The following is a 16,570-nucleotide window of genomic DNA, read 5'->3' on the forward strand; positions in this document are numbered from 1 at the left end:
GAGCGCGGGGTCCATACTGGGCGCCATGCGCAAGCACCCGACCTTCCTGTTTACCTATGGCAACCGGCCCACCGGCTGCCATGGTCGTGCTGCTTGAGCAACTGACAAGCGACTTCCCAGGCGCCCCGGGCCGACAAGGCCCGGGGCGTCTGGCGTCTCCCGGGCCGTGCCGATCCGGGGCCTCCACACCACCAGGAGCCCCGCATGACCACGAAGACCCCCACCGAGCAGACCGGCGCCCGCACCGACGAGGCGGCCTCGCTGATCGGCGACGCCCGCGAGCGGATCGACGCGCTGGACGACCGGATCATCGGCCTCATCCAGGAGCGGGTGGCGATCTCGGCGGTGATCCAGGAGGCCCGGATCTCCTCCGGCGGCCGGCGGGTGAACCTGGCGCGCGAGATGGACGTGCTCGCGCACTACCGGGACGCGCTGGGCAAGCCCGGTACGGCGCTGGCGATGACGATGCTGGAGCTGTGCCGCGGCCGCATCTGAGGGGCGCGGGGGCGTGGCGGTGCGGGCGGGACGCGTCTGAGTGGGCGCCCGCACCCGCGTTCGGTGCCGGTCTCACCCGTACGGCGCGTGACCGGCGCCCGCCGGGCTTCGTTGAGCGGGGTGTCCGTGCCAGCCAGGGGCGGGCCCGCAGAAACCACGCGTGGCTTTCGCTGGGGCGTGTGGCGTGCTTCTGGCACGTCGTGGGACCTCGCTCCAGCGCGCGTGACCGGACGGCAGGGGACAGCAGCCCGGTCACCCAGAAAGGGCGGTCGGTCCCGGGGACGCCCGGGGCCGGCCGCAACCGGCTCACCGGTCGCGGCTCCCGCGGCCCGCACCCCCTTCTCCGTACCGGTCCCCCTCGACCCGTCCCCCTCGGTCCGTCCCCCTCCGCCTTCCCTCCCCCGACGCGGCGCGACCCCCCGGCGCCGCTCCGTTCGGCACCGCCGCTGCCCTGACACCGGTGCCGATCCAGGGCCCGTGCCGCGACCGGAATCGCGGCACGGGCCCTTCTCCGTGCCGCCCGGCATACCCCTCCACCCTATGTGACGCGCGTCACACGAAGATCGGGCGCAACGCCTACAACCAAAGGCGGGGGCCGGTGGTCATCTATGCAGCAACACCGGAAAGCCGGAAGGGCGCTGCACTCGGAGGGGGGTGCAGCGCCCTTCTGTCGTCCGGATCCGGCTTGCGCGTCCGGCTTGCGCGTCCGGCTTACGCCCGCGGGCCCGCACGGCCCGCGGCGGAAGCCGGAGACGGCTCTAGGGGGCGTTCTTCGGCGGGACCGCCGGGATGCCCAGGAAGGGCAGCCGGAGGGCGCCGAACGCCTCGGCCGGGACCGCGGGGGACTTCGGCTCGACCGCCGCCACGCGCGCGTACGCCTCGCCCTGCCGCGGGCGCGGGTCCTCCTCGCCCTTGTTCGGCCAGAAGGACATGGCCCGCTCCGCCTGGGCGGTGATCGTCAGGGAAGGGTTCACGCCGAGGTTGGCGGAGACCGCCGAGCCGTCCACGACCGAGATGCCGGGGTGTCCGTAGAGGCGGTGGTACGGGTCGATGACGCCGGACTCCGCGTCGGCGCCGATCGGACAGCCGCCGAGGAAGTGCGCGGTCAGCGGGGTGCCCACCAGTTCGCCGACGTTGGAGCCGGCGAAGCCGTTGATCTCCTCGGCGAGCCGGGTGGCGGCCAGGGTCGCCGCCTCGATCTGCGTCGGGTTCGGCGCCCCGTGCCCCTGGCGGGCGGTGAGCAGGCCCTTCCCGATGCCGCCGGGCTTGCGGTAGGTGGTGAGCGAATTGTCGAGGGACTGCATGACGAGGCCGATGATGGTCCGCTCGGACCAGCGCCGGTTGGAGAGCGAGCGGAGCGCCAGGAGGGGGTGGCGGGCCATGTTGAGGGCCCAGTTGCGCACCCGGTGGGCGCCGTAGGGGACCTGGAGGACGGTGAGGCCGCCCATCGAGTTGGAGCCCTTGCCGTAGCGGACCGGCTCGATGTGGGTGTTCTCGTCGGGGTGGACGGACGAGGTGATGGCGACGCCCCGGGTGAAGTCGGCCTTCGCCGCGCCGTGCTTGCGCCGGTACCGGCGGTCGGTGGTCTGCGCGCCGACCAGGCCCTCGGAGTTGGTGCGGGTCAGCTCGCCGAGGCGGGCCGAGACGCGGGGCAGCAGGCCGCTGTCCTTCATCCGGTGGAGCAGGGTCTGGGTGCCGTAGGTGCCGGCGGCGATCACCACCCGGCGGGCGGTGAAGGTGCGGCCCTTGCCCTTCTTCCGGTTGTCGGTGGGGAGGGTCTTCACGGCGTAGCCGCCGCGCGAGTCCTCGGTGAGGGCGACGACCGAGGTCATCGGGTGGACGACCGCGCCCGCCTTCTCCGCGAGGTAGAGGTAGTTCTCGTTGAGGGTGTTCTTGGCGCCGTGGCGGCAGCCGGTCATGCACTCGCCGCACTCGGTGCACGCCTTGCGGGAGGGGCCGGCGCCGCCGAAGAACGGGTCGGCGACCTCGGCGCCCGGCTTCGCCCTCGCCGCGCCGTCGGCGTCCTTCCCGTCCCCGAAGAAGACGCCGACCGGTGCCATGTGGAAGGTGTCGCCGATGCCCATGGCCTGGGCGGCGGACCTCAGGTGCACGTCGGAGGGGGTCATCGTCGGGTTCAGCCGGACGCCCAGCATCCGCTTCGCCTGGTCGTAGTGCGGGGCGAGTTCGTCCCGCCAGTCGGTGATGTCCTTCCACTGCGGGTCGTCGAAGAACGGCGCGAGGGGCTCGTAGAGCGTGTTCGCGTAGTTGAGGGAGCCGCCGCCGACGCCCGCGCCCGCCAGCACCATCACGTTGCCGAGCAGGTGGATGCGCTGGATGCCGTACAGGCCGAGGGCGGGGGCCCACAGGAAGTTCTTCAGGTCCCAGGAGTTCTTCGGCAGGGTCTCCCGGGTGAAGCGGCGGCCGGCCTCCAGGACGCCGACCCGGTAGCCCTTCTCGGTGAGCCGGAGGGCGGTGACCGAACCGCCGAAGCCGGAGCCGACCACGAGGACGTCGTAGTCGTACGAGCCTTCCTCGTCCAGATTTCGGGCAGGGGGTACCGCGGTCATGGCTCTCCTCGTAAGGAAAAGGGCGAAAACGGGCAGGGCGTGAGGGCGGTGCGTCAGCTGAGACGCAGGGCCTTCAGCGCCCTCAGGGAGAGGGTCATCACCTTCGCGTACGCCTCGTCGTCCATCCCGAAGGAGGGCGCGAGCGGCATCAGGCGCTGCTGGGCGACGGTCTGGGCCTCGGTGTACTTGAGGATGCCCTCGGAGCCGTGGCGGCGGCCGAGACCGGAGTCCTTCATGCCGCCCATCGGGGCGCGGACGCTGCCGTACGCGGGCGAGTACCCCTCGTTGATGTTGACGGTGCCGGTGCGCAGCCGGGCGGCGACGGCGTGGCCGCGGCGCGCGTCCTTGGTCCAGACGGAGGAGTTGAGACCGTACGGGGTGGCGTTGGCGCGGTCGACGACCTCGTCCTCGTCGGTGAAGCGGTAGACCGAGACGACCGGGCCGAAGGTCTCCTCGGCGCAGACGGACATCGGGGCCTCGACGCCTTCGAGGATGGTCGGCTCGTAGAAGAGCGGGCCGATGTCGGGGCGGGCGACGCCGCCGGCGACGAGCCGGGCGCCCTTGGCGACGGCCTCGTCGACGTGCTTGACGACGGTCTCCAGCTGCCGTTCGCCGACGAGGGAGCCCATGTCGGCGCCGTACGCGAGGGAGTTGCCGAGCCGCATGGCCTTGGTGCGGGCGGCGAAGCGCTCGACGAAGGCGTCGGCGATCGACTCGTGGACGTAGAGGCGCTCGATGGAGATGCAGAGCTGGCCGGCGGAGGAGAAGCAGGCGCGGGCGGCGCCGGCGGCGGCCTTCTCGATGTCGGCGTCCTCGAGCACCAGCATGGCGTTCTTGCCGCCGAGTTCGAGGGTGACGCCGACGAGGCGGGCGGCGGCGCCCTGGGCGATCTCGCGGCCGGTGCGGGTGGAGCCGGTGAAGGAGACGTAGTCGGCGTGGCGGACGACCTCGGGGCCGACGACCGGACCCTCGCCGAGCACGACCTGGAAGACCTCGGCGGGCAGACCGGCCTCGATGAGCAGGTCACGGGCCCACAGCGCGGTGAGGGCGGTCTCGGTGTCGGGCTTCATGACGACGGCGTTGCCGGTCACGAAGGCGGGCAGGGCGTCGCCCGCGGAGAGTTCGAGGGGGTAGTTCCAGGGGGAGATGTGGCCGACGACCCCGCGCGGCTGGCGCAGCTCGGTGACCTTGGTGAGGGTCGGGACGACGCCGGTGTGACGCTTGGGGCGCAGGTACGAGGACGCCTTGCGGCCGTAGTGACGGGCGACGAGCGCGACCGCGAGCACCTCCTCGTGGGCGTGCAGGCGGGCCTTGCCGGTCTCCAGCTGGATGAGGTCGAGGACCTCGGACTGGCGGGCGAGGACGAGGTCGTGGAAACGGAGCAGCACGGCGGCGCGGGCCCGGACGGGGGTGGCGGCCCAGGCGACCTGCGCGGCGCGGGCGCGCGCGAACGCCTCGGCGACGTCCTCGGGGGTGGCCTCGGGCAGGTCCGCCAGCTTCTCCCCGGTGAAGGGGGTGTGGTTGGCGGTGCGGCCGGAACCGGCGACACCACGGGTGAGCCGGGCGACCAGCTCGGGCGTCACGACGTCGGCGGCGGTCCGGGCGCCGACCGGAGCGGGCGCGACCGGGTTGGTCGCGCCGGCCGGCGCGGCGGGGCGGGCCGCCTGCGCGGCGTCGGCGGTAACCGTGGGGGCGGCGGTGGCCTGCGTGTCCGTCATGACGCCGAGGGTAAGCGCCGTTCCGGTCTTTGGGTACCCGTCGGTAACGCGTTTTCACCCCCCGCGCACATCACGCCAGTGATCACTGGCACATAAGCCCTGATCAGGGGCTTACGGCCGCCAGGGGCCCGGCGGGAAGATTTCCCCGGCGTCACGAGGCGGGCGGCCGCCAGTGCTGGAGGACCGTGTCGAACTGCTCACGGGTCGTGTCCCAGCTCTCCTCCGGGGAGGCCATGTAGATCGCGTACTCGGTGCCGTTCGCGTCGAAGTACATCTGGTCGATCGCGTGCCGGGGGCCGGGGAAGTTCTGCTTCTCGGTCCAGGTGAACTCCCAGAGCGCGGCCTTCACCTGGTCGCGGTAGGTGTTCTGGTTCAGCCACACCCGCCGGTAGTCCATCCGCTTCTGGAGCGTCTTCTCCAGGTCCAGGAGGTGCATGTACGGGTTCTCGAAGTCCGGGCTGCGGTCGATGCTGATCCGCAGCCGGTGGCGGCCGCCGTCCGGGGTGTAGTCGATGTTGGTGTCACCGTCCGCCTGGCGCTTCCAGCCGTCCGGGACGATCAGGCTGAAACCCGCCGGGTCCTCGACGCGGTGCCAGCCGTCCGGCACGCCGTCCGCGGACACGCCCTTGCGGTCGGTGGGGGCGGGGGCCGCGGTGCTGCTGGTGGTCGGGGCGGGTCCGGGCGTGCCGCCCCCGCCGCCGTACTGCATCACCGCGAAGACGGCGCCGCCCGCGACGGCGGCGGCGAGCACCGCGGTGAGCACGGCGGAGCGCCAGCGGCCCTTCCCCGCGGCGGGCGGGGGCGAGGACGGGGCGAGGGTGGGCGGCGAGACCGGGTGCGGCCGCCGCGGGTCGGACGCCTCGGCCGGCGTGGGCCACTCGACGGTGCGGGGGGTCACGGACGACACCGGGGTCGGTACGTCCTCCGGCTCCGCCGCCCCGGGCGTCCGCCCCGTGTCCAGGTTCATCCGCTGCGTCGGCACGTACGCCTGGGCGGTCTCCGGGCTGCGGCCCTCCATCGCGTCGAGCAGCATCCGCTCGGCCTCGTCCGCGTGCGGCCGCTGGTCCGGGTCCTTGCGGAGCAGCGCCACGATGACGGAGGCGAGCGGTCCCGCGCTGGCCGGGTAGGGCGGCTCCTCGCCGACGACGGCCTGCATGGTGCTGATCGGGGAGGTGCGGCGGAACGGCGAGGAGCCCTCGACCGCCGTGTACAGGGTGGCGCCGAGCGACCAGAGGTCGGAGGCCGGGCCCGGGTCGCCGCCCCGCACCCGCTCGGGCGCCAGGTAGTCGATGGAGCCGACGAGTTCGCCGGTCCGGGTGATGGTGGAGTCGCCCTCGATCGCCGCGATGCCGAAGTCGGTGATGAGGACCCGCCCGTCGCGGGCGAGCAGGACGTTGCCGGGCTTCACGTCCCGGTGGAGGACACCGGCCGCGTGCGCGGCGCGCAGCGCGCCGACGACGTGCAGGCCGACCCGGGCCGCCTCGCGGGGCGCGATCGTCCCGGCCTCCTTGACCGCGTCGGCGAGCGAGGGGCCGTCGACGAACTGCATGACGATCCACGGACGGTCGTCGTGTTCGAGGACGTCGTGGACGGTCACCACACCGGGGTGGGTGATCCGGGCGGCGGCCCGCGCCTCCTTCTGGGTGCGGGCGTGCAGCACCAGCCGGTCCGCCTCCGCGACGAACCGACCCGCCGTCAGCTCCTTCACCGCCACCACGCGGTGCAGCACCTCGTCGTGCGCGCGCCAGACCTTGCCCATGCCGCCGCGCCCGATGGACTCGCCGAGGCGGTACCGCCCGGCGAGCAGCAGCCCCGCCCCTGTGCCCTGAGAGTGTTCCACGTGCCCCCGCCCCGTTGCTTCGGATGCCAGGTTACGGAGGAGGGGACGGCGGACGGAACCGCGGGGCCCGCAAAGGAACCGCACTGTGACCGCCGACGGCCTCAGCGGCCCGCCCTGAACCCCTTCACCGCCTCCTCGTACACCTCCGAGACCTTGTCCCGCTCGCTCTCCGGTCCGATCACCTGGACGACGTGGTACCGGCCGCCGTCGATCAGCGCGAGGTTGCGGACGAAGACCTCGCGGCCCGTGCTGTCCAGCCAGGTGTAGTGCCCCTCGGCGGTGGGCGTGCGGCCGATGTCCACCCGCCGGGCCTTCACCAACTGCGCCCAGCTGGACTGCCGGTAGGGCTCCAGCTCGCGCTCCTTGGAGCTCTGGTACTCCAGCGGGTCGGAACCGTGGTCCCGGACGCTGTCCCGCCCCGGGACGACGATCATCGTGAAGTCGCCGCCGGTGTAGCGGACTTGCCCCGCGTCGTTGATCGGGCTGCGCCGCCAGTCGCGCGGGACGCCGATCCGGAAGCCCTCCGGGTCCTCGCGCAGCACGTAACCGGCGGCCAGGGCCGGGCCGGAGGCGGGCGGGGCGGGCTTCCCCGACGGCGTGGCCGGGCTCCGCGGCGGTGTCGTCCGCGGGGCGGGCGGCGCGGTGGTCGCGGGGGCGGACGGGGCCGTGGCCGCGGGCGCGGTGGCCGTCGGGCGGGCGCCGGCGGGCTCCTCGCCCGTCCGGGGCAGCGCGACGGCGGCGTACGCGAGGGCGCCGCCGAGCAGCAGGAGAACCACCATCAGCAGCCGCCGCCCGAGCGAGCGCGGGGCGGCCGGGGCGCGGGAGGACCCGCGCGGGGGCCCGGGCTCGGCGTCCTCGTCTCCGTACGCGTACCCCGTCCCGGACTCGTACCCGCGCCCGGTCTCGTACCCGCGCCCGGTCTCGTACCCCGTCCCGGTCTCGTAGCCCTGGCGGGGCTCGTACGGCCCGTACCGCGGCTCCGGCTCGTGCGGCGGCTGCGGCTCGTAGGGCGGCTCCGGCTCGTACGTCGGCTCCGGTTCGTGGCGTCGCCGGAAGCCGTCCTCGTACGCCTCGACGCGCTGCGCCGGCGGCTGTTCCTCGGCCGCGGGAACGGGCGGGGCGGCCTGCTCGCGGCGGGGCTCCTTGCCGCGCCGGTGCCGGTGGCGGCCGGAACCGGCGGCCGCGCGGCGACGGCGCACCAGCTCGCCGCGGCGGCGCAGGATCGGCAGCCGCTTCGCGTCGAAGCGGGGCGGGGGCGCGGCCGCGAGGTCCGGCTCCGGTTCCGGCGCGGAGCGAACCAGCGACCGCAGCCAGCCGCGCAGCTCCTCGAAGTCCGGCCGCTCGGTGGGGTCCTGGCGCAGCAGCGACTCCACCACCGGGCGCAGCGGGCCGCACTCCTCGGCGAAGGCGGGCGGCTCGGCGCAGACCAGCTGGACCAGTTCGGCCGCGTTGTCCTCGGGGTACGGGGCGTGGCCCTGGACGGCCCGGTAGAGCAGCGCCCCGAGCGCCCACAGGTCGGTGGCGGGGCCGATGGGCGGGGCGAGCCGCCAGTTCTCGTGCACGGGGCCGGCCTGCTCCGGCGCCCAGCGCTCGGTGACGGCGCCGACGACCGCGATCCGGGTCTGCCGGGCCCGCTCGGCGGCGAGCCGGGTCGCCGGACCGCGGTACCGGTCCGCCGGGGGCCCCGGCCGCGCGGGGACGCCGTCCCCGGCGGGCGGCGGGGCCGGCCGGCCGGGCCCGGGGGCGGCGGCCGTGTACCCGGCGGGCAGCGCGGGCCGTCCGGAGCCGGGCAGCACGGAGCCGCCGCCGGCCGGGACGTGCGGGGCGCCGTCCCGGGAGGCGTGCGGGCCGTCGCTCCAGGTGCCCTTGAGCATCAGGCGGGGCGGGCGCGGACCGCCGCCGTACGGCCCCCGGTCCCGGCCGTCGCCCTCGGCGTCGTCCTCGTCGTCCCCGTCGTCATCGTCGTCCTCGTCGCTCGCCGTCCGCGCCCACCACTGCGGGGCCGGACCGGGCCGGGTGGCCCCCGGGAGGACGGGCACCCCGGGCGCGGGCTCGGGGCCGGGCTCCGTCGCGGAGTCGGCTCCGGGTGCGGGTGCGGGTGCCGGTACGGGGTCGAGGCCGGGTCCGGGTTCCGAGGGGCGCTGGGCCGGGAGCGGGCCGGTGTCGCCGAGCCGCGCGGCGGCGGCGCGGGTGGCCGCGCGATAGGCGGCGATGGCGCCCGCCCGGGCCGCCCGCAGATCGGCGCTGGGCGGCACCGCCGGAGCCTCCGGCGGGCTCGCGGGGCGGGGCACGGGCGTCGCCCGGCCGTAGGGGTCGGCACCGTACGGGACGGGCTCCGGGTCCTGCGGCGGCTCGGACGCGGCCGGCCCGGGCCCGGCGGGCAGCGCGGCGACGGCCCCGGGAGCCGCGTACTCCCCGGTCTCGTACACCTCGGCCCCGTAGGGCTGGGGCTGGGGCTGGTGGGTCCCGGTCTCGTACGGTCCGGTCTCGTACGGTCCGGTCTCGTACACCTCGGGCTCGTACGGTCCGGTCGCGTGGGTCCCGGTCTCGTGCGGCTCGTACGGCCCCGGTTCGTCCACCTCGGCCTCGTACGCCGCGGCTCCGTGGGTCTCGTACGCCTCCTCCGCGTACGCCTCCTCCGCGTACGCCTCCTCCGCGGACGTCTCCCCGGCGTACTCCTCCCGCTCCTCGTCCTCGTACTCCTCCGGGTCCCCGTACTCCCCCGATGCGCCGTACGGCTCGTCGTCGCCGTACGCCTCGTGGTCCGGCGCGGGTGCCCGGAAGGCGGGGTCGTCGGGGTCCGGGACGGGGGCGTAGCCGCAGAGGGCCTCCTCGGCGGCGCCGGCGGCGAGGCCGGTGAGGAGGACACGGCCGTCGTCGCAGACCAGGACCGTGCGGGCGGTGATGTTGCGGTGGACCCAGCCGTGGGCGTGGAGGACGCGCAGGGCGGTGAGGACGTCCGCGGCGATCTCGGCGGCGCGGAACGGGTTGAGCGGGCCCTCGGCGAGGAGGGCGGAGAGGGGGCGGGCGGCGACGTGTTCGCTGACTATCCACAGCGAGCCGGCTTCCGCGAAGACGTCGAAGACCTGGTCGAGTAAGGGGTGGTCGGGGATCTGGGCGGCGGCCTGCGCCGCCTCGATCGCCCGGCGCACCACCGGCTCGGCCGGTCTGCGGGTGGCGCCCCCGCCCCCGTACGGGCCCGCGGGGGCGGGCCCTTCGCCGAGGACCTCGGCGTCCACGATCTCGGGCAGCGGGACCTGACGGACCCGCACCTCCTGCCCGCTGTACGTGTCGAAGGCGCGGGTCTCGACGAGGTCCACGAGGGCGCCGGCGCCGGCGGGCGGCAGCGGAAGGCGGTAGCGCTCAGCGAGCACTCTTCCCGCGTACTCGTCCACGGCGCCTCCCCCTGCGCGTCGGTCGTCCCCCGTCCCTCACGATACGGGGCCCCGGTCAGTCCTTGGGGCTGAACGTGGCGAACGCCGTGTCACGCAGCGTCCGGCACTCCGCGCCGTCCCACTCGGCGGCCTTGCAGGTGATCATGATCGAGTAGCCGTGCTTCGCGTCCGCCTTGAAGCCGCGGTTGAGGACGCGGACCCGCTCGCCCTTCTGGTTCCGCTCGAACTTCCAGTCCGCGACGGTCGGGTAGCCCTTCCACGACACCGTGTCGATGCCGAGGTGCCGGTAGCCGCTGCTGGTGAGCCGTACCCCGCCGACGGCGGCGAGCCAGGCGGCCTTCGCGTCGTCCTTGGGGCTGCCGTTGAAGTCGACCTGGACGCGCGGGAAGCCGCCGCTCTCGCTCCATATGGCGCCCCCGCTGTACCCGTCTATGGGCCGCATGACGAAGGACGAGGGCATGGCCATGGAGAAGTGGAAGCGGTCGTTGGTGACCATCGCGTAGCCGGCCGGGAGGGCGGCGCCCGCGCCGCCGCTCGGCTTGGCGCTGGGCGTGGCGCCGGTCTGGCCGGTGGACGTGCCCGGGGAGCCCGTCGAGCCGCCCGTGGCCGCCGCGCCGCCGTCGGCCGCCGCGCCCTCGCCGCCGGGCTGGGCGCTGCCCTGCTGGCCCGGGTCGCTGGGCGAGCCGCTCGTGCCGCCGTCGGTGCCGGAGCCGCCGTCGCCGCCGGCGGTGGTCCCGGCGGAGGCGGTGGTGTCGCCGCCCTTGCCCTGGTCGCCCTTCTCGTCGTCGCCGTTCAGGGAGACCGCGAGGATGGTGCCGAGCACGGCGAGGACGGCGATCGCGGCGATGATCACCAGGGTGCGCCGGGGGACGACGTCGGTGAGCGAGGCCCGGGACGGCGCGGGGCGGGAGCCGCCCCGCGGGGCCGCGGCCCCGGCCGCACCGGCGGCCTTCGCCGCGTCCTTGCCCTTGGCCCGGTCCTTCGCCTCGGCCTTGGCCGTCGCGGCCGCGTTCCGTACGGAGGCGAGGGCGCCCCGCATCCGGTCGGCGGCGGGCTCGGCGGCCTTCTCCCGGGCGGCGGCCGGGACGGCCGGGTCCCGCTCGGGGCGGGCCGGCAGCGGAACGACCCTGGTCACCTCGGGCGACGGCTCCGGCGCCGCCTCGGGGGCGTCGAGCACGGCACGCAGCAGCACCCGGGCGCGGGCGTCGTCGAGCCGCTGCGCCGGGTCCTTGGCGAGCAGCCCGTAGATGACCTGCTCCAGCTCGGGGCCCGCGTTCTTCGGCGGGTCGACGGGCTCGGTCATGACGGCGGTGAGGGTCGCGATCGCGGAGCCCTTGTCGTACGGCGGGCAGCCCTCGACCGCCGCGTACAGCAGACCGCCCAGCGACCACATGTCGGCGGCCGGGCCGGGCTTGTGGCCGCGGGCGCGCTCCGGCGAGATGTACGAGGGGGCGCCGACGAGCATGCCGGTGGAGGTGATGGAGGGGTCGCCCTCCACCTGGGCGATGCCGAAGTCGGTGAGGACGACGCGGCCGTCGTCGGAGATGAGGACGTTGGACGGCTTCACGTCGCGGTGCAGGATGCCCTCGCGGTGCGCGGAGCGCAGCACGTCGAGGATGGCGAGGCCGACCTCGGCGGCGCGGCGCGGGGTGAGGACGCCGTCCTCGCGCACGGCGTCGGCGAGCGACTTGCCCTCGATGAGCTCCATGACGATCCAGGGGCGGTCGTCCTCGTCGACGACGTCGTAGACGGTCACGGCGCCGTTGTTGCGGATCTTGGCGATGGCCTTGGCCTCGCGCAGGGTCCGGGTGATGAGGCGGCGCTTCTCGTCGTCGTCGATGCTGGTGGGGAAGCGGAGTTCCTTGACGGCGACGGTGCGGCCGAGGGTCTCGTCGACGGCGCGCCAGACGGTGCCCATGCCGCCGCGGCCGAGGAGGGCGCCGAGCCGGTAGCGGCCGGCGAGCAGCCGGCCCTCGGTCTCGGCGGTGGTGGACGAGGCGCCCTTGCGGAGCCGGTCGGCCGCGGGCCGCTGCCCGTCGCCGTCCCCGGCGCCGAAGCCGGCCCGGCCGGTGGACGGCTCGGTCCCCGGCACCCGGTCCCGCGGCGCGCCCGCGCCGCCCTGCGGCTTCGCGTCCCGAGGCGCGGCGTCCCGAGGCGCGGCGTCCTGGGGTACCGCGTCCCGCGCCGTGGCGTCCTGGGGCTGCGTGCCCTCCGGCGCGGCGTCCTGGGGCTTCCCGGCCCCGGCGGACCCGGTGTCCCGTTCCGCCTCGCGCGCGGCCGGAACCGTCCCCCGACCGCCGTCGGTCGCGGCCCCCGCGGCGGCGTCCCGCCGGGGGTCCTTCGCCGTGTCCCGCGACTGCTCCGACTCCGACATGCGTCCCCTCTGCGATCCCTGATCTCCGCCGCGCCCGCCGCACTCCGCACGCTGCGGCAACCCGCCCTGGAAGAGAGCCCATTGTCCCTCACCTCGCGGCGGGGGGCGCCCCCGGGTCCAGACTCCGGTATGACGACGCGCCACCGGCGCCCCCGGGTTCCCCGCCGCCCCGGACGTACCGTCAGACGGAACCCCCGTCAGATCGGGACGATGTCGGGCGCACCGAGCCGCGCGGCGTCCGCCGTGAGGTCGTCGGGCTGCCGCTGGGACTCGCGCTCCGCCTCCACCCGCTTCTCGTAGTGCTCGACCTCCTTGTCGATCCGGCTCTCGTCCCAGCCGAGGACCGGCGCCATCAGCTCCGCCGCCTCGCGCGCGCTGCGGGTGCCCCGGTCGAAGGTCTCGATGGAGACGCGGGTGCGGCGGGTGAGGACGTCGTCGAGGTGGCGGGCGCCCTCGTGGGAGGCGGCGTAGACGACCTCGGCGCGCAGGTAGTCGTCGGCCGCGGCGAGCGGCTCGCCGAGCGAGGGGTCCTCGGCGACGAGGGCGAGCAGTTCCTCCGTCAGGGAGCCGTACCGGTTGAGCAGATGCTCCACGCGGACGACGTGGAGGCCGGTGCGGGCGGCGATCCTCGCCCGCGCGTTCCACAGCGCCCGGTAGCCCTCGGCGCCGATCAGCGGGGTGTCCTCGGTGACGCAGGGGGCGACCCGCTGGTCGAGCCCGTGCACGGCCTCGTCGACGGCGTCCTTCGCCATCACCCGGTAGGTCGTGTACTTGCCGCCGGCGACGACGACCAGGCCGGGCACGGGGTGGGCGACGGTGTGCTCGCGGGAGAGCTTGCTGGTGGCGTCGGACTCGCCGGCGAGCAGCGGGCGCAGGCCCGCGTAGACCCCCTGGACGTCGTCGCGGGAGAGCGGGGTGGCGAGCACCGTGTTGACGTGTTCGAGGAGGTAGTCGATGTCGGCGCTGGAGGCGGCGGGGTGGGCCTTGTCGAGGTCCCAGTCGGTGTCGGTGGTGCCGATGATCCAGTGCCGTCCCCAGGGGATGACGAAGAGGACGGACTTCTCGGTGCGCAGGATCAGGCCGGTGGTGGAGTGGATCCGGTCCTTGGGGACGACGAGGTGGATGCCCTTGGAGGCGCGGACGTGGAACTGGCCGCGCTCGCCGATGAGGGCCTGGGTGTCGTCGGTCCACACCCCGGTGGCGTTGACGATCTGCTTGGCGCGGACGACGTACTCGCCGCCGGTCTCGACGTCCTGGACGCGGGCGCCGACGACCCGCTCGCCCTCCCGGAGGAAGCCGACGACCCGCGCGCGGCCGGCGGCGAGGGCGCCGTAGGAGGCGGCGGTGCGGACGAGGGTGAGGACGAAGCGGGCGTCGTCCATCTGCGCGTCGTAGTACTGGAGGGCGCCGGTGAGGGCGTCCTTGCGCAGGCAGGGGGCGACGCGGAGGGCGCCCTTGCGGCTGAGGTGGCGGTGGACGGGGAGGCCACGGCCGTGCCCGGAGGAGACGGACATGGCGTCGTACAGGGCGACGCCGGAGCCGGCGTAGAACCGCTCCCAGCCCTGGTGCTGGAGCGGGTAGAGGAACGGCACGGGCTTCACCAGGTGGGGGGCGAGCCGCTCCAGGAGGAGTCCGCGCTCCTTGAGGGCCTCGCGGACCAGGGCGAAGTCGAGCATCTCCAGGTAGCGCAGCCCGCCGTGGATGAGCTTGCTGGAGCGGCTGGAGGTGCCGGAGGCCCAGTCGCGGGCCTCGACGATGCCGGTGGAGAGCCCGCGCGTGACCGCGTCGAGGGCCGTGCCGGCGCCGACCACGCCGCCGCCGACGACGAGCACGTCCAGCTCGCGCTCGGCCATGGCCGCCAGCGCCGCGGCGCGCTCGGCGGGTCCCAGTGTCGCTGTCCTCACGGCTGCCGCCTCCCGTCGTCCCGTGCGTCCGTCCGTGCCTCGCCGCGGCGGTCACGGCCTCCGGTCCGGTCCGGTCCGCGTCCGCGCAGCGGCGAACCGGACCGCGATGTGGCCCGGCTCACAGTCCCGATTCTGGACCGGTCCGCCCGCTTCGGCCACCGCCCCCGCGCAGACCTGTGGATAACACTCGGCGACCTTCGATCATGCAATGCCGCATATCGGTCATATTTACTCCTAGTCTGACATTGCTTACGCACCAGGCAACGGCTATCGGGAAGGACGGCCCACCCCCCATGCCCGCAGACCTCGCCGTCATCGGCCTCGGCCACCACGGACTCCCCCTCGCCCAGGCCGCGACCGCCGCGGGCATCGCCACCGTCGGCTTCGACACCGACCCCCGCCCGGTCGCCGAACTCGCCGCGGGCCGCCCCCCGGTGGACGGCTCCCTCACCGCCTCCGAGATCCGCCGCATGCTCTCCCGCGGCTTCCGGGCCACCACCAGCCCCGCCGAGCTCGGCCGGGTCCGCACCGCCGTCCTCTGCGCCCCGACCCCCCTGGGCCCCGACGGCGCCCTCGACCTCACCGCCGTCACCGACGCCGCCCGCGCGCTGGCCGCCCGGCTGCGCCCGCACACCACCGTGGTCCTGGAGTCCCCCGTCCCGCCGGGCACCACCGAGGGCCTCCTCCGCGACCTCCTGGAGGAGGGCTCGGGCCTGCGGGCCGGCCGCGACTTCCACCTCGCCCACTCCCCCGGCCGCATCGACCCCGGCAACCGTCTGCCCGGCCTCGCCGGCACCCCGAAGGTCATCGGCGGCCTCACGCCCGCGTGCACCGAGTCCGCCGCCGCGTTCTACGGCCGCTTCACCGACAAGGTGGTGCGCGCGCGCGGCCCCCGCGAGGCCGAGACGGTCAAGCTCCTGGAGACCAACTTCCGGCACGTCAACATCGCCCTCGTCAACGAGATGGCGGTGCTCTGCCACGAACTCGGCGTGGACCTCTGGGACGTCATCCGCTGCGCCGAGACCAAGCCCTTCGGCTTCCACGCCTTCCGCCCCGGCCCCGGCGTCGGCGGCCACGGCGTCCCCGTCGAGCGGCTGGGGACCCACCGCCCGCTCCGCCTCGTCGAGCTCGCGGGCCAGGTCAACCAGCGGATGCCGCAGTACGTCGTCCAGCGCGCCGCCACGCTCCTCAACGAGCACGGCAAGTCCGCCCGCGGCGCCCGGATCCTGCTGCTCGGCGTCACGTACAAGCCCGACCTCGCCGACCGCGAGGGCTCTCCCGCCGACGAGATCGCGGGCCGCCTCATGGACCTCGGCGCGACGGTCGGCTTCCACGACCCGCACGTCCCCGACTGGCGGGTCCGGGACCTGCCCGTCCCCCGCGCCGACGCGCTCTACGAGGCCGCCGCCCACGCCGATCTGACGATCCTGCTCCAGCACCACCGCGTCTACGACCTCCAGGGCCTCGCGGTGAAGGCCCAGCTCCTCCTCGACACCCGCGGCGCCACCCCCGCCGGCACGGCGCACCGCCTCTGACCAGCGCCGGAAAGAAACGAAAGGAACCGGCCACGGCCCGCCCCCGGGCGGCACCCCGGGTAACGGGTGGGCCACTGTCCGAACGGACTGCTAGTCTCCGGCCCTCTCGATCGCACACCCGTGCGTCATCCACCGTAGGGGGACCCCGTCATGAGCCAGCCCGTTCCGCCGCCCGGCAACCCGTACTCCGACGGCACGCCCGGCCAGCAGCCGGCCGGCCAGAACCCGTACGGCCAGCCCCCCGTCGGCCAGAACCCCTACGGCCAGGCTCCCGCGGGCCAGAACCCCTTCGGCGCCTACCCGCCGGCGCCCGCCCCCCGCCGGAACAACGTGGGCCTCGGCATCCTCACCGCCGTCGTCGCCGCGCTGGTCACCGCCGGCATCTACGGCGCCATCCTCGGCGGCATCGAGGCCGAGATCGGCTGGGCCGCCGTCGGCGTCGGCTTCGCGGTCGGCTTCGCCGCCGGCAAGGTCGGCGGCAACAACCCGGTGCTGCCGGTCGTCAGCGCGATCCTCTCGCTCGGCGCCGTCTACCTCGGCCAGCTCGTCGGCATCGCCGTCTTCGCCTCCAAGGAGTTCGGCGCCTCCTTCACCCAGCTCTTCTTCGAGGAGTTCGGGATGCTGACCGAGGCGTGGAGCGAGGCCAAGGACCCGCTGACCTTCCTCTTCCTCGCGCTCGGCGCCGTCGCCGCCTTCTCCGGCGCCAAGAAGGCCGGCGCCTCCGACTGACCCCGGAGCACGC

At 75.0% G+C, this 16,570-nt stretch carries 9 protein-coding genes; 3 read left to right on the forward strand and 6 right to left on the reverse strand.

The window, feature by feature from the left end:
• Window positions 1-204 precede the first annotated feature (204 nt).
• A complete protein-coding gene (locus ACFVU3_RS22890) occupies window positions 205-495 on the forward strand; it encodes a chorismate mutase (RefSeq protein WP_390068825.1) in 291 nt (96 codons plus the stop codon).
• Between the two features lie 758 nt (window positions 496-1,253).
• On the opposite strand, the gene ACFVU3_RS22895 is transcribed toward ACFVU3_RS22890, so the two are convergent.
• The 6 genes from ACFVU3_RS22895 to ACFVU3_RS22920 form a co-directional block, all read right to left on the reverse strand.
• Window positions 1,254-3,062: a GMC oxidoreductase gene (locus tag ACFVU3_RS22895; RefSeq protein WP_390068827.1), complete on the reverse strand. Its 1,809-nt coding sequence runs from the start codon at window positions 3,060-3,062 to the stop codon at window positions 1,254-1,256.
• A gap of 53 nt (window positions 3,063-3,115) precedes the next feature.
• Entirely contained in the window at window positions 3,116-4,780 is a 1,665-nt protein-coding gene (locus tag ACFVU3_RS22900; RefSeq protein ID WP_390068829.1) for a succinic semialdehyde dehydrogenase, read from the reverse strand.
• A gap of 151 nt (window positions 4,781-4,931) precedes the next feature.
• A complete protein-coding gene (locus ACFVU3_RS22905) occupies window positions 4,932-6,620 on the reverse strand; it encodes a protein kinase (RefSeq protein ID WP_390068830.1) in 1,689 nt (562 codons plus the stop codon).
• Window positions 6,621-6,721: 101 nt separating this feature from the next.
• Window positions 6,722-10,015, reverse strand: coding sequence for a protein kinase (locus ACFVU3_RS22910; RefSeq protein WP_390068831.1), 3,294 nt, complete (start codon window positions 10,013-10,015; stop codon window positions 6,722-6,724).
• A gap of 55 nt (window positions 10,016-10,070) precedes the next feature.
• On the reverse strand, window positions 10,071-12,389 hold the full coding sequence (locus ACFVU3_RS22915; RefSeq protein WP_390068833.1) for a serine/threonine-protein kinase: 2,319 nt from the start codon (window positions 12,387-12,389) through the stop codon (window positions 10,071-10,073).
• A 197-nt stretch (window positions 12,390-12,586) separates the two neighbouring features.
• Entirely contained in the window at window positions 12,587-14,293 is a 1,707-nt protein-coding gene (locus ACFVU3_RS22920; protein ID WP_390068835.1) for a glycerol-3-phosphate dehydrogenase/oxidase, read from the reverse strand.
• 293 nt (window positions 14,294-14,586) lie between these two features.
• On the opposite strand from ACFVU3_RS22920, the gene ACFVU3_RS22925 reads away from it, so the two are divergent.
• Together ACFVU3_RS22925 and ACFVU3_RS22930 are read left to right on the forward strand one after the other, a co-directional pair.
• The gene (locus tag ACFVU3_RS22925; RefSeq protein ID WP_390068837.1) at window positions 14,587-15,828 is read left to right on the forward strand and encodes a nucleotide sugar dehydrogenase; all 1,242 of its coding nucleotides are present in this window, start codon (window positions 14,587-14,589) and stop codon (window positions 15,826-15,828) included.
• Between the two features lie 150 nt (window positions 15,829-15,978).
• A complete protein-coding gene (locus ACFVU3_RS22930) occupies window positions 15,979-16,557 on the forward strand; it encodes a hypothetical protein (RefSeq protein WP_390068838.1) in 579 nt (192 codons plus the stop codon).
• Window positions 16,558-16,570 lie beyond the last annotated feature (13 nt).

The organism is Streptomyces sp. NPDC058052 (genome assembly GCF_042885515.1).
In the GTDB taxonomy this organism is placed as follows: Bacteria; Actinomycetota; Actinomycetes; order Streptomycetales; family Streptomycetaceae; genus Streptomyces.